Annotated in this window: 27 protein-coding genes; 3 read left to right on the forward strand and 24 right to left on the reverse strand. The window is 66.0% G+C overall.

What is annotated here, in order from left to right; genetic code table 11:
- Positions 1-8 precede the first annotated feature (8 nt).
- On the forward strand, positions 9-656 hold the full coding sequence (pdeM, locus tag Q8M85_RS00395; protein WP_305538948.1) for a ligase-associated DNA damage response endonuclease PdeM: 648 nt from the start codon (positions 9-11) through the stop codon (positions 654-656).
- 18 nt (positions 657-674) lie between these two features.
- On the opposite strand, the gene folD is transcribed toward pdeM, so the two are convergent.
- From folD to Q8M85_RS00485, 18 genes are all read right to left on the reverse strand, one after another.
- Positions 675-1,565: a bifunctional methylenetetrahydrofolate dehydrogenase/methenyltetrahydrofolate cyclohydrolase FolD gene (gene folD / locus Q8M85_RS00400; RefSeq protein ID WP_305538949.1), complete on the reverse strand. Its 891-nt coding sequence runs from the start codon at positions 1,563-1,565 to the stop codon at positions 675-677.
- 15 nt (positions 1,566-1,580) lie between these two features.
- The gene (locus Q8M85_RS00405) at positions 1,581-2,459 is read right to left on the reverse strand and encodes a bifunctional 5,10-methylenetetrahydrofolate dehydrogenase/5,10-methenyltetrahydrofolate cyclohydrolase (RefSeq protein ID WP_305538950.1); all 879 of its coding nucleotides are present in this window, start codon (positions 2,457-2,459) and stop codon (positions 1,581-1,583) included.
- Between the two features lie 13 nt (positions 2,460-2,472).
- Positions 2,473-2,784: a chorismate mutase gene (locus Q8M85_RS00410; protein WP_305538951.1), complete on the reverse strand. Its 312-nt coding sequence runs from the start codon at positions 2,782-2,784 to the stop codon at positions 2,473-2,475.
- Between the two features lie 66 nt (positions 2,785-2,850).
- Positions 2,851-4,527: a formate--tetrahydrofolate ligase gene (locus tag Q8M85_RS00415; RefSeq protein ID WP_305538952.1), complete on the reverse strand. Its 1,677-nt coding sequence runs from the start codon at positions 4,525-4,527 to the stop codon at positions 2,851-2,853.
- Between the two features lie 171 nt (positions 4,528-4,698).
- A complete protein-coding gene (locus Q8M85_RS00420) occupies positions 4,699-5,304 on the reverse strand; it encodes an MOSC domain-containing protein (protein WP_305538953.1) in 606 nt (201 codons plus the stop codon).
- Positions 5,304-6,074, reverse strand: coding sequence for a methyltransferase domain-containing protein (locus Q8M85_RS00425; protein ID WP_371135156.1), 771 nt, complete (start codon positions 6,072-6,074; stop codon positions 5,304-5,306). The genes Q8M85_RS00420 and Q8M85_RS00425 overlap by 1 nt, the downstream gene beginning before the upstream one ends.
- Positions 6,065-7,042 (reverse strand): magnesium transporter CorA family protein, encoded by a 978-nt coding sequence (locus tag Q8M85_RS00430; protein ID WP_305538957.1) that lies wholly within the window; start codon positions 7,040-7,042, stop codon positions 6,065-6,067. The genes Q8M85_RS00425 and Q8M85_RS00430 overlap by 10 nt, the downstream gene beginning before the upstream one ends.
- Before the next feature lie 82 nt (positions 7,043-7,124).
- A complete protein-coding gene (ftsH, locus tag Q8M85_RS00435; RefSeq protein WP_305538959.1) occupies positions 7,125-9,050 on the reverse strand; it encodes an ATP-dependent zinc metalloprotease FtsH in 1,926 nt (641 codons plus the stop codon).
- A 91-nt stretch (positions 9,051-9,141) separates the two neighbouring features.
- Positions 9,142-10,329 carry a tRNA lysidine(34) synthetase TilS gene (gene tilS / locus Q8M85_RS00440; RefSeq protein WP_305538961.1) on the reverse strand — a complete coding sequence of 396 codons (1,188 nt, stop codon included), beginning with the start codon at positions 10,327-10,329 and terminating at the stop codon, positions 9,142-9,144.
- Entirely contained in the window at positions 10,320-11,156 is an 837-nt protein-coding gene (ybgF, locus tag Q8M85_RS00445) for a tol-pal system protein YbgF (protein WP_305538963.1), read from the reverse strand. Before ybgF ends, tilS begins: the two co-directional genes overlap by 10 nt.
- A gap of 4 nt (positions 11,157-11,160) precedes the next feature.
- Positions 11,161-11,694, reverse strand: a complete 534-nt coding sequence (gene pal, locus Q8M85_RS00450; protein ID WP_305538965.1) for a peptidoglycan-associated lipoprotein Pal — start codon at positions 11,692-11,694, stop codon at positions 11,161-11,163.
- A gap of 83 nt (positions 11,695-11,777) precedes the next feature.
- Entirely contained in the window at positions 11,778-13,109 is a 1,332-nt protein-coding gene (tolB, locus tag Q8M85_RS00455; RefSeq protein ID WP_305538967.1) for a Tol-Pal system beta propeller repeat protein TolB, read from the reverse strand.
- Positions 13,110-13,213: 104 nt separating this feature from the next.
- Positions 13,214-13,672: a hypothetical protein gene (locus Q8M85_RS00460; protein WP_305538969.1), complete on the reverse strand. Its 459-nt coding sequence runs from the start codon at positions 13,670-13,672 to the stop codon at positions 13,214-13,216.
- Entirely contained in the window at positions 13,672-14,817 is a 1,146-nt protein-coding gene (locus Q8M85_RS00465; protein WP_305538971.1) for a hypothetical protein, read from the reverse strand. The genes Q8M85_RS00460 and Q8M85_RS00465 overlap by 1 nt, the downstream gene beginning before the upstream one ends.
- A 5-nt stretch (positions 14,818-14,822) precedes the next feature.
- Positions 14,823-15,317 carry a protein TolR gene (tolR, locus tag Q8M85_RS00470; RefSeq protein WP_305538973.1) on the reverse strand — a complete coding sequence of 165 codons (495 nt, stop codon included), beginning with the start codon at positions 15,315-15,317 and terminating at the stop codon, positions 14,823-14,825.
- Positions 15,318-15,320: 3 nt separating this feature from the next.
- Entirely contained in the window at positions 15,321-16,016 is a 696-nt protein-coding gene (gene tolQ, locus Q8M85_RS00475; protein WP_305538975.1) for a protein TolQ, read from the reverse strand.
- 358 nt (positions 16,017-16,374) lie between these two features.
- A complete protein-coding gene (ybgC, locus tag Q8M85_RS00480) occupies positions 16,375-16,776 on the reverse strand; it encodes a tol-pal system-associated acyl-CoA thioesterase (RefSeq protein WP_305538977.1) in 402 nt (133 codons plus the stop codon).
- A gap of 101 nt (positions 16,777-16,877) precedes the next feature.
- Positions 16,878-17,114, reverse strand: a complete 237-nt coding sequence (locus tag Q8M85_RS00485) for a hypothetical protein (protein ID WP_305538979.1) — start codon at positions 17,112-17,114, stop codon at positions 16,878-16,880.
- 88 nt (positions 17,115-17,202) lie between these two features.
- Here Q8M85_RS00485 and Q8M85_RS00490 point away from each other — a divergent pair, with 88 nt between their 5' ends.
- The gene (locus tag Q8M85_RS00490; RefSeq protein ID WP_305538981.1) at positions 17,203-18,123 is read left to right on the forward strand and encodes a LysR family transcriptional regulator; all 921 of its coding nucleotides are present in this window, start codon (positions 17,203-17,205) and stop codon (positions 18,121-18,123) included.
- Positions 18,124-18,298: 175 nt separating this feature from the next.
- Here Q8M85_RS00490 and Q8M85_RS00495 read toward each other — a convergent pair whose 3' ends face one another.
- The 4 genes from Q8M85_RS00495 to ruvC form a co-directional block, all read right to left on the reverse strand.
- Positions 18,299-18,919 carry a hypothetical protein gene (locus Q8M85_RS00495; RefSeq protein WP_305539120.1) on the reverse strand — a complete coding sequence of 207 codons (621 nt, stop codon included), beginning with the start codon at positions 18,917-18,919 and terminating at the stop codon, positions 18,299-18,301.
- A gap of 176 nt (positions 18,920-19,095) precedes the next feature.
- Positions 19,096-20,121 carry a Holliday junction branch migration DNA helicase RuvB gene (gene ruvB / locus Q8M85_RS00500; RefSeq protein WP_305538983.1) on the reverse strand — a complete coding sequence of 342 codons (1,026 nt, stop codon included), beginning with the start codon at positions 20,119-20,121 and terminating at the stop codon, positions 19,096-19,098.
- A 10-nt stretch (positions 20,122-20,131) separates the two neighbouring features.
- Positions 20,132-20,806, reverse strand: coding sequence for a Holliday junction branch migration protein RuvA (gene ruvA, locus Q8M85_RS00505; RefSeq protein WP_305538985.1), 675 nt, complete (start codon positions 20,804-20,806; stop codon positions 20,132-20,134).
- A 10-nt stretch (positions 20,807-20,816) separates the two neighbouring features.
- The gene (ruvC, locus tag Q8M85_RS00510; protein WP_305538987.1) at positions 20,817-21,326 is read right to left on the reverse strand and encodes a crossover junction endodeoxyribonuclease RuvC; all 510 of its coding nucleotides are present in this window, start codon (positions 21,324-21,326) and stop codon (positions 20,817-20,819) included.
- 321 nt (positions 21,327-21,647) lie between these two features.
- On the opposite strand from ruvC, the gene Q8M85_RS00515 reads away from it, so the two are divergent.
- Positions 21,648-21,851, forward strand: a complete 204-nt coding sequence (locus Q8M85_RS00515; RefSeq protein WP_305538988.1) for a DUF1127 domain-containing protein — start codon at positions 21,648-21,650, stop codon at positions 21,849-21,851.
- 101 nt (positions 21,852-21,952) lie between these two features.
- Here the strand turns inward: Q8M85_RS00515 and Q8M85_RS00520 are convergent, their stop codons facing one another.
- The gene (locus Q8M85_RS00520) at positions 21,953-22,300 is read right to left on the reverse strand and encodes a hypothetical protein (protein ID WP_305538990.1); all 348 of its coding nucleotides are present in this window, start codon (positions 22,298-22,300) and stop codon (positions 21,953-21,955) included.
- Positions 22,301-22,406: 106 nt separating this feature from the next.
- The gene (locus Q8M85_RS00525; protein ID WP_305538992.1) at positions 22,407-23,294 is read right to left on the reverse strand and encodes a 50S ribosomal protein L11 methyltransferase; all 888 of its coding nucleotides are present in this window, start codon (positions 23,292-23,294) and stop codon (positions 22,407-22,409) included.
- Between the last annotated feature and the right edge of the window lie 6 nt (positions 23,295-23,300).

Consider the following 23,300-nt stretch of genomic DNA (forward strand, 5'->3'; position numbering starts at 1 on the left):
AGCCGCAAATGCACCACGCACTCTTCTTCCACGGCGAAACGCTGCACCTGTTGCCCTCCGGCGCCCTTTACTGGCCCGCCCGGGAAACCCTCGCCGTCTCCGACCTGCATCTGGGCAAATCCGAACGCCTCGCCCGACGCGGCGGCACGCTCCTGCCCCCCTACGAGACGCAAGCCACGCTGGAGAAACTCGACCGCGACCTTGACCACACCGCAGCCGAGACCGTGATCTGCCTTGGTGACAGCTTCGACGACCTCGCCGCCGCCGAGGGCATCGACGAAGCCTCCCGCCTCTGGCTCACCCGCCTCATGGCCGGGCGCGACTGGACCTGGATCACCGGCAACCACGACCCCGGCCCGATCGACCTTGGCGTCACCCACCGGGCGGACCTCAAACTGCACCCCTTCACCTTCCGCCACATCGCCAAGCCCGAGGAAACGGCAGAAATTTCAGGCCACTACCACCCCAAGGCCCGGCTCGCCGGTCAGTCGAAACCCTGCTTTCTTGCCGATGCGCAGCGCCTGATCCTGCCCGCCTACGGCATCTATACCGGCGGCCTGCGCAGCCATGACGCAGCCCTGACTGCCCTGCTGGCAAAGGACGCGCTGGCCATCCTCACCGGCCCGCGCGTCCTTGCCATCCCGATGCCGAGGTAGGGTGGGGTTTTACTCCACCTATGCCGTCAACCCCTCCGGCTCGGCCAGCCCGTTCGCCCGGCAGCAGGCAGTCAGCGTGTTGGCCAGCAGGCAGGCAATCGTCATCGGCCCGACCCCGCCCGGAACCGGAGTGATCGCCCCGGCCACCGCTGCCGCACTCTCATAGTGCACGTCGCCCACCAGCTTGGCCTTGCCGTCCCGCTCGATGCGGTTGATGCCCACGTCGATCACCGTGGCCCCCGGGCGCACCATGTCGCCGGTGATCATCTCGGGCCGTCCGACCGCGGCGACCAGGATATCGGCCCGCTTGCAGACCTCGGCCAGGTCCTTGGTGCGCGAGTGCGCGATGGTCACCGTGCAGCTGTCGCCCAGCAGAAGCTGCGCCATCGGCTTGCCGACGATGTTCGACCGGCCCACCACCACCGCATTCAGCCCGGCGAGCTTGCCATGATGGTCCCGCAGCATCATCAGGCAGCCCAAGGGCGTGCAGGGCACCATCGACTTCTGCCCGGTCCCCAGCAAGCCGACGTTTGATATGTGAAATCCGTCCACATCCTTGGCCGGGTCGATCCGGTTGATCACCAGCTCGGAATTCAGATGCCCCGGCAGCGGCAGTTGCACCAGAATCCCATGCACCTTGGGGTCCGCGTTCAACTGGTCGATCAGCGCCAGAAGCTCGGCTTCGCCGGTCGAGGCGTCCAGCCGATGTTCGAAGGATGCCATTCCGACCTCGATGGTCGAGGCGTGCTTGTTCTTGACATAGACCTTGGACGCCGGGTCCTCGCCCACCAGCACCACGGCCAGACCCGGCGTCAGCCCATGCTCCTCCTTCAGCCGCGCCACATGCTCTGCGACCTCTGCCCGCACATTGGCCGCGAAAGCCTTGCCGTCAATCACCTTGGCCGTCATCCCGTATCCCTCCGTTCAAACCGCCGCCGCAAAGGCGGTGCGGTAATGGTCCATCTGCATCGCCGTCGCCAGCACCGCGTTCTTCATCAGGATCGCCACCGTCACCGGCCCGACGCCTCCGGGGACCGGGGTGATCCAGCCCGCCACCTCGGCGCAACTGGCGAACTCCGCGTCCCCGACCGTCCTGCCATCCACCCGGTTGATGCCGATGTCGATCAAGGCCGCACCCGGCTTCAGCATCTCGCCCCTGACCAGCCCCGGCTTGCCCACCGCCACGAAGACCGCATCCGCCGCGCGGCTATGCACCGCGACCTGCCGGGTCATGTGGTGGCAGACCGTGACCGTCGCGCCAAGGCCCATCATCAGGAAGGCAATCGGCTTGCCCACGATTTCCGAGTGTCCGATCACGCAGACATCCAGCCCTTCCATCGTCAGGGGCAGCGTCTTCAGGATTTCCACTGCCGCGACCGCCGTGCAGGGGCCCAGCGTCAGGTCGTTGTAGACGATGTTGCCGATCGACGAGGGGTGCATCCCCTCGACGTCCTTCATCGGATGCACCGCCTTCTGCAGCGCCTTGACCGGGATATGCGGCGGGAGCGGCCGCTGGATGATGATCCCGTTGACCCGCGGGTCCGCGTTCAACCCGGCCAGCACGCCCTGCAGCTGCTCCAGGCTGATGCTTTCGGGATAGTTCCGCGCCTCGAACCCCACACCCGCCGCTTCCGCCGACTTCTGCTGGTTCCTGACATACAACTCTGCCGCCGCCACATCCCCGACCGAGATCGACACCAGTCGCGGCGCCCAGCCAAGGGCGGTCAGCCGCGCCGCTTCGGCCCTTGTCTCGTCACGCATCCGGGCCGCGATGGCCTTGCCGTCGATCAGTGTGGCCGTCATCGCGCCCCTGCTTTCATCCCTTCCGCAGACTGTCCGGCCCAAGCCTGCTTTCCTCGCGGGCGATGGACCAGTCGATCAGCCGCCGCCACAGCTTTTCCACGAGTTCCGGCGGCAGCCCATAGGTGTCGGCATGGGCGCGGACATTGCTCACCACCTCTTCCACCCGAGACCCGATCCGCGCGGGCAAATCCACCTCGGCCTTGATCTCCGCCGCCCGGTCGATATAGCCCGCCCGTTCCGCGAACAGCCGGACGAGGTCTTCGTCCAGCCGGTCGATCTCGGCCCGGATCTCGGCCATCGTGGTGCAGTCGGCGGGCTTTCGCATCGAAACTCTCCCTTGGCAGGCTGCCCCCGAGATAAGGGGACAGCCCGCAAAGGGCAATGCGACCGCTTAGAACAGGCCTTCGACGTTGCCCTCGTCGTTCAGCCGGATCACTTCGGCCGACGGCACCTTGGGCAGGCCCGGCATTGTCATGATCTCACCGCAGATCGCGACGATGAAACCAGCCCCGGCCGACAGCCGCACTTCGCGGACCGGAACCGTGTGGCCCGTCGGCGCGCCGCGGACGGTCGGATCGGTGGTAAAGCTGTACTGGGTCTTGGCCACGCAGATCGGCAGGTGGCCATAGCCCGCCGCTTCCCAGGTCTTCAGCTGGTCGCGGATCGACTTGTCCGCGATCACGTCATCGGCGTGATAGATGCGCTTGGCGATGGTCTGCAGCTTCTGGAACAGCGGCATCTCGTCGGGGTAAAGCGGCGCGAAGTTCGCCGAACCGCCTTCGGCCAGCTGCACGACCTTGTGCGCCAGCTCCTCGATGCCTTCCGACCCAAGCGCCCAATGCTTGCACAGGATCGCTTCCGCGCCCTGTTCGGCGACATAGGCCTTCACGGCGGCAATCTCGGCATCGGTGTCGCTGTAGAAGTGGTTGATCGCCACGACGACCGGCACGCCAAAGCCTTTGACGTTGCCGATGTGGCGGCCAAGGTTCGGGCAGCCCTTCTTCACCGCCTCGACGTTTTCGGCCCCAAGGTCGGCTTTCGCCACCCCGCCGTTCATCTTCATCGCCCGCACCGTTGCGACGATCACCGCAGCCGAGGGTTTCAGCCCCGCCTTCCGGCACTTGATGTCAAAGAACTTCTCGGCGCCCAGGTCCGCGCCGAACCCGGCTTCGGTCACGACATACTCGCCCAGCTTCAGCGCAGTTTTCGTCGCGATGACCGAGTTGCAGCCGTGGGCGATGTTGGCGAACGGGCCACCATGCACGAAGGCCGGGTTGTTTTCCAGCGTCTGCACGATGTTCGGCTGCATCGCGTCCTTCAGCAGAACCGTCATCGCGCCGTCGGCCTTGATGTCGCGGCAGTAGATCGCCTTCTTCTCGCGGGTGTAGGCCACCACGATGTCGCCCAGCCGCTTTTGCAGGTCTTCCAGGTCGTTCGACAGGCACAGGATCGCCATGACTTCGGACGCCACGGTAATGTCAAAGCCGGTCTGGCGCGGGAAGCCGTTGGCGACGCCGCCCAGGTTCACCACGATGTCGCGGAGCGCGCGGTCGTTCATGTCCATCACCCGGCGCCAGACGATGCGGCGCTCGTCGATTGCCAGCTCGTTGCCCCAGTAGATGTGGTTGTCGATCATCGCCGACAAAAGGTTGTGGGCGCTGGTGATCGCGTGGAAGTCGCCGGTGAAGTGAAGGTTCATCTCCTCCATCGGGACGACTTGGGACATCCCGCCGCCGGCAGCACCACCCTTCATCCCGAAGTTCGGGCCAAGGCTGGCTTCGCGGATGCAGATCACCGCCTTCTTGCCGATCCGGTTCAGACCATCGCCCAGGCCCACCGTCGTCGTGGTCTTGCCCTCGCCCGCGGGCGTCGGGTTGATCGCCGTCACCAGAATCAGCTTGCCATCGGGCTTGGCCGAAAGGCTCTTGATGAACTCCTGGCTCACCTTCGCCTTGTCGTGACCATAGGGCAGCAGGTGCTCCGACGGGATGCCCAGCTTGGCCCCGATCTCCATGATCGGCTTCTTCTTCGCTTCGCGTGCAATCTCGATGTCGGTCTTGAAGGCCATGTGTGTCTCCCCAGTGGGCTTATGTGCGGGCAAATATGCCGTTTGCGACGTGATACCGGGCGGCGGGCACTTGCCGAAGGTGTTTTGCGACCTAAAAACCGCCAAATTCGCCAGCCCGCGTTTCCGATACGAAACCACGGGGCCCGGACGTGAAATTTTCACCAGAATTAACTATTTTTCCGCAGCGGCGTTCCGACCGGCCCAAGGCTTCTGCGCCGGAATGTGCAGCCGGACAGCGTCGCCCAGCCGCAACACCCCCTCGCGTTCCACCCAGGCGGTGACGCCCCGCTTGCCCTCGGCGGCCCGCTTGAACCCCTTGCCCTGGCCCGGCAGCGCCTTCTCGATCGTCACGGCAGGCTCCTGGCAGGGAAGGTTCTCCATATCCACCACCAGCGTCACCCCGTCCGGTCCCTGCAACCGGCTGGAGGGCGGCAGATGCGTCAGGTCCGGGATGCCCTCCAGCACCAGGGACGCGCCCACCCAGGCATAGTCCATCGCCGCCAGCCCCATGTCGCGGGCCACCTCTGCCATCTCTTCGGCACTGACCACACACAGCTGGCGGACATTCCGAATTTCCGTATTCCGGGGATACTGCTTCAGCACCCTGCTGCACGACGGGCGCGTCAGCCCGGCATGGACCTCGCCCTTGAACCCCGCAAAGCTCAGCGGCATCACCTCCAGCGGGACTGAGGTGATCACCAGTTTCTCCACTGGCACCGGCTGGGTGCCCAGCCAGATGACGCGGGCGGTGTAATCGGTCGGGATCAGGGCGGGCATCAGGAACGCTCCAGAATGAAGAAGACGCGGGTAAAGGGGAAAAGCACCCGACCATCAGGCAGCGCCGGGTAGGCTTCGGCCAACGCCGCGTCATAGGCGGCGACGAAAGCACGGGTCTCGTCCGGGGTCAGCCCCTCGACAAAAGGCCGCATCGCCGTGCTTTCGACAAAGGCGCGGACCGGATGGCCCTGCGGCACCGGGCCTAGCATCTGCAGGTAATCCGTCGTCCAGGCCCGCACGTCACCAAGCGGCAGCAGCAGCTCCACATACTCCCCCGCCGGCAAGACGGGTGAGCGCGGCGGCAGCGCGCGCCCTGGAAACAGCCCCCTCGCCACCTCCCGCAGCAGACGATGCGACGGCGCATCGCCCTGGCGCGGCATCTGCACCGCCAGCACACCGCCCGGCGCCAGCATCCCGGCCAGCCTGGGCATCAGCGCCCCATGACCCGGCAGCCAGTTCAGTGCCGCGTTGGAGAAGATCAGCGCAGGTGGCGTATCGGGTTGCCAGTCCGCGATGTCCGCCCGAGCAACCCGCTCGTAGCAGCGCCGCAGGGCGGCATTGGCCAGCATCGCCTCCGAAGCGTCCACCCCGACAAGGCAGCGCGTCGGATAGCGCGCCACCAGCGCCGGTCCCACGGCCCCATCGCCGCAGCCCAGGTCTACGACCTCTCCCGCGCGCAACTCCCCCACCTGCGCCAGCAAGTCCAGCGCCGGGCGCAGCCGCAGGTCGCGGAACGCGCCGTAGCGCGCCGGGTCCCAGTCTACAGCCACTTCTTCCACCGGAAGATCGCATAGGGCACCAGCGCGGAAAGCACCATCAGCCCCAACGCCATCGGATAGCCCCATGTCCACTGCAACTCTGGCATGTGGACAAAGTTCATCCCGTAGATGCTGGCGATCAGCGTCGGCGGCAGGAAGACAAAGGCCACCACGGAAAAGATCTTGATCACGTCCGACTGCCGGATGTTGATCACCCCAAGCGTCGCATCCAGCAGGAAGCGGACCTTCTCGGCCTGCGCCGCCGCCACCTCGCGCAGCGACCGGACGTCCTGCAACTGCGCCTGCGCGATGGGCATCTGCCGCGCGTGCAGGCAGGGGCCGTCCGCCGTCTCGGGGGTCGCCGTCAGGTAGGTCAGAATCCGCAGGATCGTTGCCAGGCTTTCGTTGACCCGGCCATTCATCGCCTCGGCCCGCCCGATCCGCTGCAGCACCGCGCCCAGTGTCTCGGCCCGGCCCGACGGGCGATGCGCCGCGAAGATCGCCTTCGACAGAAGCTCATGCTGCCGGGCCTCGGCCTCCAGGATATCGGCCAGCCGGTCCACGATGGCTTCCAAGAGGCCCATCAGCGCATCCAGCCCGCTTTCCAGCACCGTATCGTGCCGCGCTGCCCAGTCGGCGAAATAGCCCAGCGACCGCGGATGGTGATAGTGCACGGTCACCAGCCGGTCTGGCCGCACGGCAAAGGTCACTGGTCCGATCTCGGCCTCGCGCGCATCGGCGGTGGCGATGACCTGGGCGGTCAGGAACAGTGCCCCGTCCTCGCGGTAGATGCGCGAGGAAACCTCGATCTCCTGCATGTCCTCGCGCGTGGGGATATCCAGCGCAAGGACTGCCTCGACGGCATCCTCCTCGGCGGTGGTCGGGGCCTCAAGGTCGATCCACAGCGCCTCGGACAGGTGCCGGTCCGTCAGGTCCAGCTTCTCCAGCCGCGCGCCTCTGGTTGCATATGCCGTGATCATCCGCCGTCTCCCCTGCCACCGTGCAGGTTAGCGGCCGGTTCGCAAAAGCAAAAGGCCCCGACGATGCGGGGCCTTTCCTTCGTTACAGCGGAGCCGGTTCCGGCTCGGTCCCAGGCTTCTTCGTGCGCCCCCGCGTCTTGGGGATCGCCGCGACCGATGCCGTGCCACCGCCCGACGACGGCTTGTCGGCATTGTCATCGCCGCCCAGAGCCTCACCCGCGACGACCTTGCGGATCTCGTCGCCGGTCAGCGTCTCGTACTCCAGCAGACCCTTGGCCAGCCGTTCCCAGTCTTCCTGCTTCTCCAGCAGGATCCGGCGGGCGGTCTCATAGCCTTCGTCGATGAAGCGCTTCACTTCCTGTTCGATCAGCCGCTTGGTCTCGGCCGAAACCGAGAAGCCGCCGGTGTTGCCCTGATAGCCCTCGGCCGCTTCGGCATAATCGATGTTGCCGACCACGTCCGACATGCCCCAGCGCAGCACCATCGCGCGGGCCAGAGCCGAAGCCTGCTGGATGTCGCCCGAAGGCCCGTTCGACACCGAGTTCTCGCCCCACTTGATGATCTCGGCCGCCTTGCCGGCCATGGTCATCGCGATGCGTTCCTCGCACTGGTCGCGGTGCCAGTTCAGCCGGTCAATCTCGGGCAGGCTCATCACCATGCCAAGCGCGCCACCGCGCGGGATGATCGTCGCCTTGTAGACCGGGTCGCATTTCGGCAGCGCCATGCCGACGATGGCGTGGCCCGCCTCGTGATAGGCGGTCATTTCCTTCTGCTCGGGCGTCAGGACCATGCTGCGACGCTCGGCGCCCATCATCACCTTGTCCTTGGCCGATTCGAAATCGATCATCGTCACGAACCGACGCCCCGCCCGCGCCGCCATCAGCGCGGCCTCGTTCACCAGGTTCATCAGGTCGGCACCAGAGAACCCGGGCGACCCCCGCGCAATCGTCCGCAGGTCAACGTCCGGCCCCAGCGGCACCTTGCGGGCGTGGACCGAAAGGATCTTCTCGCGCCCCTTGATGTCGGGGTTCGGCACGTGGATCTGCCGGTCAAAGCGGCCCGGACGCAGCAGCGCCGGGTCCAGCACGTCTTTCCGGTTCGTCGCGGCGATGATGATGACACCCTCGTTCGCCTCGAACCCGTCCATTTCCACCAGCAACTGGTTCAGCGTCTGCTCGCGTTCATCATTGCCGCCACCGATGCCCACGCCCCGGGCACGGCCCACGGCGTCGATCTCGTCGATGAAGACGATGCAGGGCGCGTTCTTCTTGGCCTGCTCGAACATGTCGCGGACACGGCTTGCACCGACACCGACGAACATTTCCACGAAGTCCGAGCCCGAGATGGTGAAGAACGGCACCCCCGCCTCACCCGCAATCGCGCGAGCCAGCAACGTCTTGCCCGTGCCGGGCGGGCCGACCAGCAGCGCCCCCTTCGGGATCTTGCCACCCAGACGGCTGAACTTCTGCGGGTTGCGCAGGAACTCGACGATTTCTTCCAGTTCTTCCTTGGCCTCGTCGATGCCGGCCACGTCGTCAAACGTCACCCGACCCTGCTTTTCCGTCAGCAGCTTCGCACGGCTCTTGCCAAAGCCCATCGCGCCGCCACGTCCGCCGCCCTGCATCCGGTTCATGAAATAGATCCAGACGCCGATCAGCAGCAGGAACGGCAGGAAGCTCAGCAGCACCGAGACGAAGCCCGACTGCGCCTGCGGCTCGGCCTCGACCTCGACGCCCTTGCCGATCAGCTCGCGCGACAGGTTTTCCGTGACCTGATCGCCTGGCGGCTTGATCGTGACGTACGAGTTGCCATCCTTGCCGATGACCACGACCCGTTCGCCGTCCAGCACCACCTTGCTGACTTGCCCGGCATCCACCCGTTCGATGAAATCGGAATAGGACAGCGAGCGGGACGACATCGTCGTCTGGTTGCCCGAAAAGAGCTGGAACAGCGCCATGACCAGAATCAACAGCACGACCCAGAACGCGATATTGCGTGCATTACCCAATGCAGGGATCTCCTGAATGCGCCCTCAACCCCCAGACGGGGCTGAAGCGGCTTGGGCTTAAGATAAACCTTTGGGGCCGGTGTTCAATCCACTAACGGCGAAGTGTGAACGGGTACTGAAGCCGCACCTGCCACTCGGCGGAAAGCCCCGCCAAAGGCGCTGCAAGCAGCCTCTCGCCCTCCCACACGCCCGGAGTCACCAGCAGCACCTCGCGCGGGAGGCCCTGATTGCGCCAGTCCGGGACCTGCCGCAGCCCCTCGGCCCCCAAGGCGCGCACCTCGGCGGCAGGCCCCTCGACCAGCCAGCGCCCGTCCCAGACCTGCCCAACAGCCATCGCCCCCCCCACCGCGCGGGGCTCGCGCATCAGCCAGCCCTTGCGCGCCCGGCACCCCCCAAGCGTCGCATCCTGCACCCCGGCCAGCGCAGCGACCAGCCGCTCTACTTCGGCGGCTCGGGGCGGATAGGCGGCGCCGGAAAGCCACCGCACCGCAGCAATCACCACCTGCCGCTGCACTTCGCCCGGCGCGGCCCAGACCCCAGCATCGAACCGCAAGGCCCCGGCCCGCGCGTCGACCCACTGCCCGGCGGCAGCGATCTGCACCGCCAGCGCCTCCTGCACCCGCTGCAGGTTTCCCGCCACCTCGGCCAACCGTTCGACCGTGATCCCCAGCGGAGCCAATGCCGCCAGGGCCTTGCGAGCCTTTACCCGCGCAAAGCGGTCGTTGTCGTTGGTCGGATCATCCACCCAATCGATCCGCTGGCCCCGTAGCCAATCGCGCAGCTCCACCCGCCCCGCGTCAAGCAAGGGTCGCACAAACCGGACTCCGTCCTCCCAGTCAGGCCGCAGTCCCGCCAGACCCGCGACCCCGGCCGAGCGCGCAAGTCCCATCAGCACCGTCTCCGCCACATCGTCCCGCGTATGGCCCAAAGCCACAACGCCGATCCCCCGCGACACCGCCCAAGCCCGGATCAACCCCATCCGAGCCCGGCGTGCTGCGTCCATCAGGTTGCCAGGGACATTGCCATGCTCCCAGACCCCGACCTCATGCCGCACACCCAAAAGGTGACAGGCCGCACCCACCGCCGCCGCCTCGGTCGCGCTTTCGGGCCGCAGCCGATGGTCAACCGTGATCGCCTCAACACGGAATCCGGCACGAAGACATAAATGCAGAAGGGCGGTGGAATCCCCACCGCCCGAAAGCGCCACGCCGATGGTCTGGTCCGCTGGAAGCGCCGCCCGGATCAGCCCGACCAGCCGCTCGCCCTGGTCTACCGGCACCCGAACCCCTGCATCGCCACCACCGCCTGCGTTGCCGCCATGCTGCCGGGGAAGCGCGTGCCGACTTCGGCCAGTGTCACGCAAGCCTCGGGCACCTGGCCCAAAGCGCCGAGTCCCTCGCCCAGTTTCAGCAAGGCGTCCGGCGCAAACGGCCCCTCGGGCGCTGCCGAGAACGCGTCCAGATAGGCCCGCGCCGCACCGGCCGTATCACCCAGCTGGCTCAGCGCGTCGCCGCGGCGGAAATGCGCCTCGGGGACTAGCGGCCCGCCAGGATAGGATTGGGCATAGGTCGCAAAGAGCGCTGCAGCACCGGGAAAGTCACCCTGACCGAGCACCTCCTTGGCCCGGTCAAAGTCCGCCTGTTCGCTGATTGCCAATTCTGCCCCGCCGGTTCCGGCGCCGGCCGTTCCGGTCGGCGCGGCCACCGGGGCCGGGGCCGCACCGCCCGTGTCGCCACCCAGCGTGGCCGTCGCGCCCAGGTTCCCCGGATTGCAGCCCTCGGTCACCTCGCACAACCGATACTCGATGTCGCCGATCCGGTTGGTCCCGTCCGATACCACCCGGTTCAGCTTCAGCTCGACGTCCTCGGTCCGCGCCGTCAGCCGCGCCAGCGTCGCCTCGATCGTATCCATCCGGGTCAGCGCGTCGCCCCCCGCCGCGCCGCTTGTCGCGGCCCCGGTCGACACGAGTTCCGCCTTCAGAGCATTGAACTCGGCCGCAAGGGCGCTCAGCTCGGCACGAATATCGGCCAGCGTCTGCGCCCGGTCCTGGGCATGACCCAGAACCGGCAGCAGGCACAGCGCCACGGCAAGGCCAAAGCGCCGCATCAGGTCAGACCCCGGCGCCGGCCGAAAGCACGGTCACGGCGCGGCGGTTCTGGGAATAGCAGGCCTCGGTCGAACAGACCTCGATCGGGCGCTCCTTGCCATAGCTGATGGTGCGCAGACGGTTTGCGGCAACGCCCTGGCTGATCAGGAAGTTCTGCACCGCCGCCGCCCGGCGCGCGCCGAGAGCCAGGTTGTATTCCCGCGTGCCCTGCTCATCGGCATGGCCTTCGATGATCGCGGCGTAGCCGGGATTCTGGTTCAGCCAGTTGGCCTGTGCCGCCAGGACCGACCGTGCCTCGGGCGACAGCGTCGACTGGTCCACCGCGAACAGCACCCGGTCACCGACCCGCTGGTTGAAATAGGCAATCGACGTCGGGTTGTTCGGATCGCCCAGACCCGTGGTGTCGATCCCGCCCGCGCCACCAGCGCCCCCGGCTCCGCCAGGCCCACCGGCACCAGCACCATAGCGGTCGGGGTTGTTGCAGGCCGCAAGGCCCAGAACGGCGATCAGAAGCAGCGACTTGGCAGCAAGGCTCATGGGAGGGTCATCCTTCTTGTTGGCTCGATTTCGGCCAGATTAACAGCTTTGCGCCGCCGAGGGAATCGGCGGCGCGTCACAATTCAGGGCAAAAGCGGCGACCAGGCCGGGTCACTGGCCGGGCCGTCGGTCGGGATCTGCTTCAGGTTCCGCCCGGTGATGTCGACCGACCACAGGCTTGCCTGCCCGCCGCCGCCGCTGGTTTCGCGGGTGAACATCAGCACGCGCCCGTTCGGCGCCCAGGTCGGGCCCTCGTCCAGGAAGCTGGCCGTCAGCAGCCGCTCTTCCGTGCCATCGGTGCGCATGACGCCAATGTGGAAGCGGCCCTCGTTCTGCTTGGTAAAGGCGATGTAGTCGCCGCGCGGGGACCAGACCGGGGTGCCATAGCGCCCCTTCCCGCCCGAGATCCGCGTGCCTTCGCCCCCGCTCGCCGGCATGATGTAGATCTGCGGCGAGCCCGTGCGGTCACTTTCGAAGACGATCTTGCTGCCGTCCGGGCTGAAGCTGGGCGCCGTTTCGATCGAGGGTGCGTTCGTCAGCTGCGACAGGCGGCCCGAGGACAGGGACAGCGAATAGATGTCGGTATTCCCGCCCCGCTCAAGGCTGAAAACCACTGTTCCGCCATCGGGACTGAATCGCGGCGCAAAGGTCATCGTGCCCGGCTGCTCGTCCAGGGTCTGCCTGCGAAGTGAGCCGACGTCCATCAGCGTGATCCGCGGGAAACCGGATTCGTAGCTGGTGTACAGGATGCGGTCTCCGGTCGGCGAGAAGCGCGGCGCCAGCACGATCGAGTTGCTGTCCGTGAGATACGCCACATTGGCCCCGTCGTAATCCATCACCGCCAGCCGCTTCAGCCGCTGGTTCTTCGGCCCGCTTTCGCTGACAAAGACCACCCGGCTGTCGAAATAGCCGCCCTCCCCGGTGATCTTGGAATAGATCACGTCCGCCACCTTGTGCGACATCCGCCGCCAGCCCTGTGTGGTTCCCGCAAACTGCAAAGCGGCCCCTTCCAGCGTCGTGCCGTTGAAGACGTCATAGGCGCGGAACTTCACCGTGATCCGGTCGCCCGAGACCGACACGGCCCCCGTCACCAGCACCTGCGCGTTGATCGCCTTCCAGTCCTCGAAAGCCACCCCGCCGTCAAAGCTGGTGATCCGGCTGATATGCGCCTCTTCCCCGATGTTGCGGAAAAAGCCCGTGCCCTCCAGATCCGAGATCACCACCCGGGTGATCTCGCGCGCATAGTCGCCCGCGCCGCCCTCGTCGATGAAGGTCGGGATCGCGATCGGCATCGGCTCGATCACGCCCTGACCGATCACGATCCGGGGTGGGCTCGACTGCGCCAACACCGGGGCCGACATCAGCGCCCCCAAGCCCAGGGCAAGCACCAGAAGTGTCTGGAAGATCTGTCTCATGGGTCTGATCATCGGCCTCATGCTCCGTTCTTTTCTATGTCATTGCCCGCGTTGGCCGCAGGAGAGAAGGGGAAATTCCCCGATTTGGTTCCATGCCCAAGTGGTCATCTTACCCGCATCCCATTGGCATCGAAGACCAGATCAAGCACGCGCCAGCTGTCGAACCGGTCCAGAGGAAGCGGAAGTCCGCCGTCCGAGTCTGCGCGCAGGATTGCCCTGCGGGCTGCGTGAAACAACCCCTGGACAGCTTCATCATTTGGGCCGTCGGCAGCGATGAGGATGATCTGATCGGCGCGTCCAGCCGCAGAAAAGCATACTCTGACAGTAACCTGGCTTTCCAGTGCCTCCGGCGAGGCCGCCCCAAGGTTCCATTTGCGGGCGATCGCGCTCGTGACGTCGCCGAACATGGCTTTCGCACCGCCAACACTTGCCAAGGTGCAATCAAAACCGACGTGTGGCGCCGGGATCTTCGCGCTTTCGGCAGCTGCTGCAGCAGGCACGGCGACAAGACCTGCCCAAAGGACAATCAGGCACTTCCTTCGCGCACGATGCAGATCACCCATCATCTTACCCGCATCCCATTGGCATCGAAGACCAGATCAAGCACGCGCCAGGTGTCGAACTTGCCTGGCGGCAAAGGAATCCCGCCTTCCGAATGGGTCCGGTTCACCGCCCGCCGGGCGATGGAATACAGGTTGTCGATGGCCGATTGCGTCGGTCCGTTCGACTCGATCAGCTGGAAGTCCACCGGCCTGCCCGCCTCATCGAAGCTTACCCGGATCACCACCATCGTCGACAAGACGTCGGTCGATGCCGCGCCCAGGTTCCAGCGCCGCGCGATGGCGCTGGAGATATCCCCCATCTCGCCCCCGGTCAGCGGCGGTCCTTGTGGACGGTTCTGGCCACCCTGCGCCACCGGCTCTTCCACCGGCTCATCCGCCGCCTCGCCCAAGAGCGCGTCGATGGCATCCTGCGTCGCGCTGTCGTCCACTGGCTGCACGTTCAACTCGGCCGCGGCGCGCGGTTCAGGTTCGGGTTCGGGGTCGGGTTGCGGCGCCGGTCGCGACGGCTTGGCCCGCGGCCGCAGCGAAGTCGTCATCCCCGTCTCTGCCGTCTGGTCCTGGTTTGCCTCGGTCTGCGTCACGTCCCCGGTATCCTCGGGCACCGTTGCCTCGGTTGGCTCCTGCTCGATGATCTCCTCGACCGCCGGGTCCTCGCTGACCGCCGGTTCGGGGATCTCGGATGTCTCCGCTTCCGTCTCGGGCTGCACCGGATCGGGCGCAATGATGTCCTCGGCTTCGGGGGCCGGCTGGATTTCGGTCGACTCCGACTGGATCGCCTGCTCCTCCTCGGCCTGCACCGCTTCGGACGGCGGCGGCTCCACCACCGGCACCGGCTCCGGTTCCGGCTCTGGCAGCGGTTCGGGCTCAGGCTCAGGCTCGGGTTCCGGCAACGGCTCGGGCTCGGGCTCCACCACCTCTTCGGGTCGCGCCTGCGGCCGGACCGGCGCAGGCTCTTCGGCCGGGGTCGGAGTGGCCCCGGACTGCAACGCGGCGAACTCTTCCGAAGTGATCATGGAAACCGAGGTCACGATGACCTCGTCAGGCGGCGCCGGCGCGAACAGCCAATCGCCGACCAGCACCCAGAGGACAACCCCCACATGCCCGATCGCCGATACAACCGTTCCCGTCTGGAACCGCGTTTCCATCCGCCTCAGCCGCCGCCGTTTCCGGTATTCGACGCAGCCCCGGCGCCAAAGCTTGGCCCCTCGCCATCGGTGACCAGGCCGATCTCGTTGAACCCGCCGGCGTTCAAGGCACCCATCACCTGAGCCACCCGCTCATAGGGGATCGCCCCATCAGCCCGCAGGAAGATCTTCTTCGACGTCCGCTCGGCCGCGATGGCCGTCAGCTTCGGGATCATCTCGCCATCCGACACCTCGGTCGTCTGGATCGCCAGCCGCCCGTCCGCCGTGATCGTCACCGTCAGCGGCTCTTCCTGTTCCGTGGGCAAAGCCGCCGCCGCCGTCTTCGGCAGCTCCACCGGCACACCCACCGTCAGCATCGGCGCGGCGACCATGAAGATGATCAGCAGGACCAGCATCACGTCCACCATCGGCGTGATGTTGATTTCGCTCATCGCGGCCGACCGCCCGCCGCGGCGGCGACGCCGTCCACCGCCCGCCGATCCCGAAGCCCCCATGCCCATGGCTTACGAGTCCAGCTGGCGCGACAGGATCGTCGCGAATTCGTCGGCAAAGGCCTCATAGCCGCCAACCACCCGGTCGATGTCGGCAGACAGCTTGTTGTAGAACACCGCCGCCGGAATGGCCGCGACCAGTCCCACGCCGGTCGCCAGCAACGCCTCGGCGATCCCCGGCGCCACGACGGCAAGACTGGTGTTCTGGCTGATGGCGATCTGCTCGAAGCTGTGCTTGATCCCCCAGACGGTGCCAAAAAGGCCGATGAAGGTCGCGGTCGAGCCGGTCGTCGCCAGGAAACTCAGGCCCCGGTTCATCATCTCCGCCTCACGCGCGATGGCCACATTCATCGCCCGGTCGATGCGCGATTGAGCGCCCGCGATCAGGCCCCCGTCCTGCTTGTGGCTCCGCCGCCACTCCAGCATCCCCGCCGCGAAGATCTTCTCGCTCTGCCCCTGCGGTTCCGCCCCGATCTTCTCGAACAGCTCGTCCAGGGGTTCGCCCGACCAGAAGGCCCGATCAAAGATCGTCGCCTCGCCCTGCGCGCGGCGCAGCATGATGTGTTTCTGGATGATGATCGCCCAGCTCCAGAAGGACATGACGAACAGCATCAACATGACGATCTTCACCGTCAGGGTTGCACGTGCAAAAAGGGCGAACATGGAGAAATCAATCTCCTGCGCCATCGCAAGGGTTTCGCTTTCCATACGCCTGCTCTTGTTGATCGGGCCGTTATTCGGCTCCGTTATCGATGATTCTACCAAGATTGCAGGGGGATTGCCAACACAAGTCTGTGGGCGGCAGGGATTCGCCCGCAGATGACGGCACTTGTCATGGCCTCGGGCGGGCAACTCAAGCCGCACCCGCCTTTCATCTTTGCCCAAATATCCCCGCCGGAGGCACCGACCGCTCGCGCCCCTGGCCCGCCGACCGAAAACCGGGCGCCCCTCCCCTCTCCCCTGGGGGCGAGGGGTCGGGGGTGGGGGGCATCCGGTCAGGTCGCCAGTGCAATTCAGGCCCCCATTGCACCTCCGCCTCGGTGCAACGCATCGGTACACCTCAGCCTCAGTGCAACGTCCCCGACAGCCTGGCCCGCACCTCTGCCGGCAACCGCGCCGCATGGCCGTCGTCGCCCAGGCAGACCAGGGTCACCACGGACACGAAAAGCCGTTCGCCCCCGCGCAGCACGACCTGCTCCAGCACGATCCGCGCCCCACCCAGCGCCTGAAGTTTCGTCTCCACCACCAGCTCGTCGGCGAACTTCGCGGGCCGCAGATACTCCGCCTCGACCCGCCGTACGGCAAAGACGATCCCCTCCCGCGCCTTCAGCGCAATCTGGTCCACCCCCAGCGCCTCGACCCATTCGGTCCGGGCGCGTTCGATGAACTTCAGGTAATTGGCATAGTAGACGATCCCCGCCAGATCGGTGTCTTCGTAATAGACGCGCACGGCGTGGGTATGGGTCATGGGGGCCCTGTCACTTGCGGTGGACTGCACGCAGCTTGCGCCTGCGCAGATATCCTCTTGCCGCAAGATCCGGCCGCGCGCCAGTGGGCTAACCCAGCGGGCTAAAGCTGTGCTGGATACTGCGCCATCAACAACATCATGCCGATTTCGCTCTGGACGGCTTCTGGATGGTTGTTCATGACCTCCAGCAGAAAGGCACGGTCGGCGCGGTCAGGATCCGGTTGCGGCACCGGCGACCGATCGGGATCGACCCGGGAGGGTGCAGGTCGACCGTGGTCGCGCCCCAGGACCTGCGTCATCAGGTGCAGAAAGCCCTGCGGTGGATATTCAAGCTGCATTTTGCGGTCCTCCGGGTTACTGTTCGATCAGACTGCCGGATGCGCAAAGCCGGGGGTATCCACCCCGGTGTTGTAAGGCTCTACAAAAATGAAGAGCGACTTGCGGGATTGGTCGGATGTGCGGGTCTTCCTGGCGGTCGTTCGCGCCGGATCGACCCTTGCCGCATCCAAGGTTCTCGGTTTGGCCCAGCCCACCGTGGCACGGCGGATCGAGGCGCTGGAACACGCTCTGGGTCTGGTCCTCTTCGAACGCGACACCCGCGGCTTCCAGCCGACCCCAGAGGCAAGGGCCCTGATCGAACACGCGCAATCCCTTGAAGCCGCCGCCCTCGGTTTTTCCGACGCCGCCCGACAGCAAAGCGCAGGCACGTCGCGAACCATCCGGTTCACGGGATTCAAGGATGCCTTCAATCATCGCCTCGGATCGGTGATCGAGGCCTTCGCTCTCACGCATCCCGGTGTCCGGTTCGAGTTCCTGCCAAGTGACGACAAGCTCGATCTGGCAAAAGGCGAAGCCGACGTCGCCTTGCGTGGCGCGGACGTCGTTCGCGAAACGACGCTGATCTGCCGCACGATCCGAAAGATCGGATTTTCCCTCGTCGCCTCCAAAGGCTATGCCGAGCGCCACCCGCTCCCCTCGACCGAGGCCGATTTCGCCGGCCACCGGTTCGCCGTCCATCAGGGGCGCCACGTCAACTCGCGCGCCAATCAGTGGTTGCTTGCCCGAATTGGTCCCGATCAGATCGCCATGGCCGTCAACGACATGAAGGCGATGGAGGCCGCGATCCTGATGGGGGCCGGTATCGGGATCCTGCCGACGCCGTCCGGGCCCGGCAATGAAACGCTGACCCGCTGCTTCGAGCTTCCGTCCCAGACGGCGACGACGATCTGGCTCCTGGTCAATCCCGTCGCCTGGCGCAGGCCCGAGGTGAAAGCGTTCACCGCCTTCTTCGTCCCGCACTACCGGGCCCAGTTTCCACCCTCGCCACAGGCTCCAAAGACCGACTGACGCGGAAAATCAACCGGGCCGAGCAATGTTCGCCTGTATGGCTGACCCCTCATCCTCCGGGAAGCTGCGCAAAGACGCAGCCAGCCCTCGCGCGTCACAGGTTAAGAAATGCTGAACAGCCACAGTCAAGCTTCTGCAATCATTCATTTATCCAGGATTGTCCACCGTGGACAGCCTAGCCGACCCGAACCCGAGCCGCCAGCCGCAGCGCATGGCTGGGGTCGCGGGCCATCACCGGCAGCACCGGATCATACCCCGCCCGGATCACCGCCCCGATCTCCGGCCGCAGGATCACCCGCTCCCCGACCCGCGCCAGTGGCGAGGTCCCGTCAAAGGCCCGGTCCGACCACAGCAGCGCCGTCTGCACCGCCTGAGCCAGGGCCAGCGTCTCGGCCTCCATCCCCGCCAGCGCCGCATCCATCCTCAGGAAGACAAACGCCGCCTTGATCGCGCCCGAGGCCTCGAACCGGAAGATCCGGTACTGGTTCGCCCCCGCCGCTTCCAGCCGCGCCACCAGCGCGGGCAACTCCGGCACCAGCCGCCCCAGGTCCTTGACCTCCAGCAGCTCTCCCCACTCGCGGAAGGCAAACACCATCAGGTTCGCACCCAGCTCCGGGTCCGTCTCGGCCATCTTGTGACCCGCCAGGACCACCACCGCCTCGAACGCGCCCTTGAAGACCGACAGGCTTGCATCATCCACCCCGAAGACCACCGGCACGATCGGCCGCCCCCAGCGCGCAAATAGGTAGTCCCCATCGCCGCGGGTGAACAACGCCTCGATCTCGCCCGGTTCCATGTTTCCCTCGCCCGCCTCAGCGCCATTCATCTTTGCACAAATATCCTCGGGGTATGCCATCGGTTGCGCCATCGGTTCAAGAAACCGATGGCATTGGGGGTGTAACCCCAACGACCGAGGAGGAGGGCGCAAGCCCCGACGACGTGACAAAAGCCTCGCGGCGCAAGCCGCTCCGCTCAGCTGCCGAACAGGTCCGCCTGACCGGGCTGTTTGGGCGCCTCCAGCCCCAGATGCCGCCAGGCCTTCGCCCCCAGCATCCGCCCGCGCGGGGTGCGCAGGATCAGGCCCTGCTGCAAGAGGTATGGCTCGATCACCTCCTCGATCGCATCGCGCGGCTCGCTCAGCGCCGCCGCGATCGTCTCGACCCCGACCGGCCCGCCACCATAGTTCTCGGCCAGCAAGCTCAGATAGCGCCGGTCCGCCCCGTCCAGTCCCAGGTTGTCCACCCCCAGCCGGGTCAGCGCCCGGTCGGCCAGCGCGCGGGAGATTCGCCCGCCCTCCTCGACCAGCGCGAAATCCACCACCCGCCTGAGCAGCCGCCCAGCGATCCGTGGCGTCCCCCGTGCGCGCCGGGCAATCTCGCGGCAGCCCTCCGCCTCGGCCTGCACCCCCATCAGCCGCGCGCCCCGGGTGACGATCTCGAACAGCTCCGCCTCGCTGTAGAACTCCAGCCGCGTCGGTATCCCGAAACGGTCGCGCAGTGGGGTCGTCAGCAACCCCAGTCGCGTCGTCGCCCCCACCAGCGTGAATGGCTGCAGGTCGATCCGCACTGTCCGCGCCGCCGGCCCCTCACCGATCACCAGATCCAGTGCAAAGTCCTCCAGCGCCGGATAAAGCACCTCCTCGACCACCGGGGAAAGCCGGTGGATCTCGTCGATGAACAAGACGTCCCGCGGCTCCAGGTTGGTCAGGATCGCCGCCAGATCGCCCGGTTTGGCCAGCACCGGGCCCGAGGTCATGCGGAACCCCACCCCCAGCTCCCGCGCCATGATCTGCGCCAGCGTGGTCTTGCCCAGACCGGGCGGCCCGTGGAACAGCGTGTGGTCCATCGCCTCGCCCCGCATCCGGGCGGACTCAATGAACACCGCCAGGTTCGCCCGCGCGTCCGCCTGCCCGATGAACTCGGCCAGCATCTGCGGCCGCAACGCCTTGTCGGTGTCCTCGGGCAGCTTCTCGGGACGGAGCGTCGGATCGGAACTCATTTCAGGTCAGTCATTTTGGGGCCAGCACTTTCAACGCTGCCCGGATCAGCGCCGCCGCGTCACCCTCAGAGATGTCGCCCGCCACCGTCGCCACCGCCTGCGCCGCGTCGCCCTGCCCGTAGCCCAGGTTCACCAGCGCCGACAGCGCATCGGCCGACGCCGTGGCCCGCCGCGCGGCGCCCTCATCCCCGCGCGCCGCTTTCCGTTGCGCAGGAGCGGCCTCCTCCACCACCACATCCTCGGCCCCGGCCGTCACCGACAGCCCGACGCCCGAGGCCATCACGCCCGGTGCCTTCGCCTTCAGCTCCAGGATCACCCGCTGCGCCAACTTTGGCCCCACTCCGGGGGCCGCCTGCACCGACCGCGCGTCACCCAAAGTAATCGCCCGACCGACACCTTCCGCCCCCAGCGTCCCCAGGATCGCCATACTGGCCTTCGCGCCCACGCCCTGAACGGTCATCAGAAGCTTGTGCCACTCCTTCTCCAGCATGGTAGGGAACCCGAACAGCTGCAGCAGGTCCTCGCGCACCAGAAGGTCGGTATACAGCGACACCGCCTCACCCAGCCCCGGCATCCCGGCCAGGGTCCGCTCGCTGACGTAAACGATATACCCCACCCCGCGCACGTCGATCAGCACATGATCCGACCCGCGCCAGTCCAGCCGCCCCGAGATGCGCCCAATCACGAAACGACCCTCATTCCGCTGCCCTCAGCGCCGCCGCCAACCGGCCCGACGATTGCACATGATGCGCATGGCAGATCGCGATCGCCAGCGCGTCCGCCGCGTCCGGTCCGGTGATCTTCACGCCGGGAAATTGCAGCTTCACCATATGATCCACCTGCACCTTTGCCGCGTGACCCACGCCCACCACCGTCTTCTTCACCGCATTCGGCGCGTATTCCCCCACGGCCAGCCCGAACTGCGCCGGAACCAGCAAGGCAATGCCCCGCGCCTGGCCCAGCTTCAGCGTCGCAACAGCGTCCTTGTTGACGAATGTGTGCTCCACCGCTGCCGCTTCCGGCTGCCAGGTGCGCAAGACTTCAGTCAATTGGGAATAGAGGCTTAACAGACGCACCGCCAGGTCACCGTCCGCACCCTCGGAATGACAGATGCCGTTGGCCACATGGCTTAGCCGCGAGCCGGCCACGTCGATCACGCCCCAGCCCATATTTCTCAGCCCCGGATCGATGCCTATGACCCGCATCTTGTCCCCGTTTTCCTGCCTGCCACAACGGCTAGCACGAAAAGGGAACATCCGCCAATGGCTTTCGCACAGGCCACCCCTGACCGCCCATTCATTTTGCACTTGCAGAATACGACTGGTCGGGTATGAAAAGCGACGCCGGCTTGCGTCACCATCTAGAAACGTCTGAAAAGTTTGACAAAAATTTGACACACGTCATGCAGTGCCTGCATGGCTGACATGCCATTCCACAGCTTGCTTTGCACATGCAGCACGACTATCTGGCAGTGCATGGAGGAATAAGCCTCCGATATGTGCAGTGTAAGAACAAGGATGAACGCCATGGCCGCTGTCGAGACGACCCGCCCGGCGCCGTATGGCGCCATCACCACCTACCGTGCCATCAACGCCCTGTCGAACGCCTTTGGCGTGTTCGCAGCCTGGAACGATGCGCGCGTCACCCGCAAGGCCCTCAGCAAGCTCTCGGACCGCGAGCTGGATGATATCGGTCTGTGCCGGGGTGATCTGGATTCCATCGGCCGCTAGGGCCGAAGGCCCTTCGGGGGCCTCATATCAGAACGCGAAATGGGGCCGCATCAAACGATGCGGCCCTTTCGTCATCCAATAGTTCGATCAAGCAGCTTCGATCAACGGGGAAGCAGGGTCTGCATCTGTCCCGAGGCCCAAAGGGTCACCGGGTCCGCGTGCATCAGCCAGGCGCCGACCGGGTCGAACCCGTCACCGACCGCCAGGGCGCTTACACGGCTTTCGTAGGTCTGGGCGCCGACATAGTAGTGGATCACGCTCTTGACCCCGGTGCCGACCGCCAGCACCAGAACCAGCGGCTTGACCAGCTTGAGCAGCCGAGACCCGCTCCGCGCTCCGCCCTTGCGTCCCAGCGTGCCAGCAGCTTCGAAACCGTAGCCCTTGGCATGGGATTTCTCGATCCGCGAAACGCGGCTGTAGAAGTCGTTAAGATTTGGATCAACCCACATTTTCTTTTACTCCAGGTGGCAGCCCTGATGAGAAATTTTTGCCGCACAGATATGGCGAAATTGCGGCAGGTTCATCTGCGGTTAATCTTACAGCCCATCTCCTGCCCTATTGTCCATGAACTGTCGTTCTTTGTAGAACCAGCGTGGACCATTCGCCGATATCGTCCCGATTGTTCAAGACCATGCCCGAGGCCTCGTAGGCCGCGACCACCGAATCTGCTTGCACAGATAGAAGGCCTGACAGGATCGCTCTCCCCCCAGTTGCAAGCTGAGTCGCAATGGCAGGGGCAAGCTCGATCAACGGGCCCTTCAGGATGTTCGCAAAGACCAGATCATAGGGTCCGGCGGCCCGGATTCGGGCATGATCAAGGCCGGCAGCCTCCAGGCACTCGACCCGTCCTCCAAGCCCGTTGATCGCGACATTGGCCTCGGCCACGTCGACCGCGACCCGGTCGATGTCGCTGGCGATGATCAGCGCGTCAGGCAAGGTCGCCGCCGCCGCCATCGCCAGCACCGCCGTTCCGCAGCCGATGTCCGCGACCCTGGCCGGACGCCAACCCTCGGTCAAGAGCCGGTCGAAGGCCAGAAGGCAGCCCAGCGTCGTGCCGTGATGTCCTGTGCCGAAGGCCACCGTCGCCTCGATCTGCAACGGCACCCGACCGCCCGGCACCTTGTCCGCGTCATGGCTGCCAAAGACGAAGAACCGCCCCGCATCGACGGGCGACAGCTCGCGCCGCACATGCGCGACCCAGTCCACCTCCGGCAGTTCGGACAGCGCGAAGGGCCTTGCCCCGAAGGCCGTCGCCAGCACTTCCAGCATCACCCCGTCCGGCGGCTCCAGGAAATACGCCCCCACTTCCCACAGGCCCGAGCCATCCTCGATCTCGAAGACGCCCACGCCCGTCGGTTCCGGCGTCATCCGCTCCATCGCGGCGGCAAGTGACTGGGCGGGTTCCTCGCCGGGCAACGTGGTCAGGGCGGAATAGGTGGGCATCGGCGT

The organism is Tabrizicola sp., from assembly GCF_030694085.1.
GTDB lineage: Bacteria > Pseudomonadota > Alphaproteobacteria > Rhodobacterales > Rhodobacteraceae > Tabrizicola.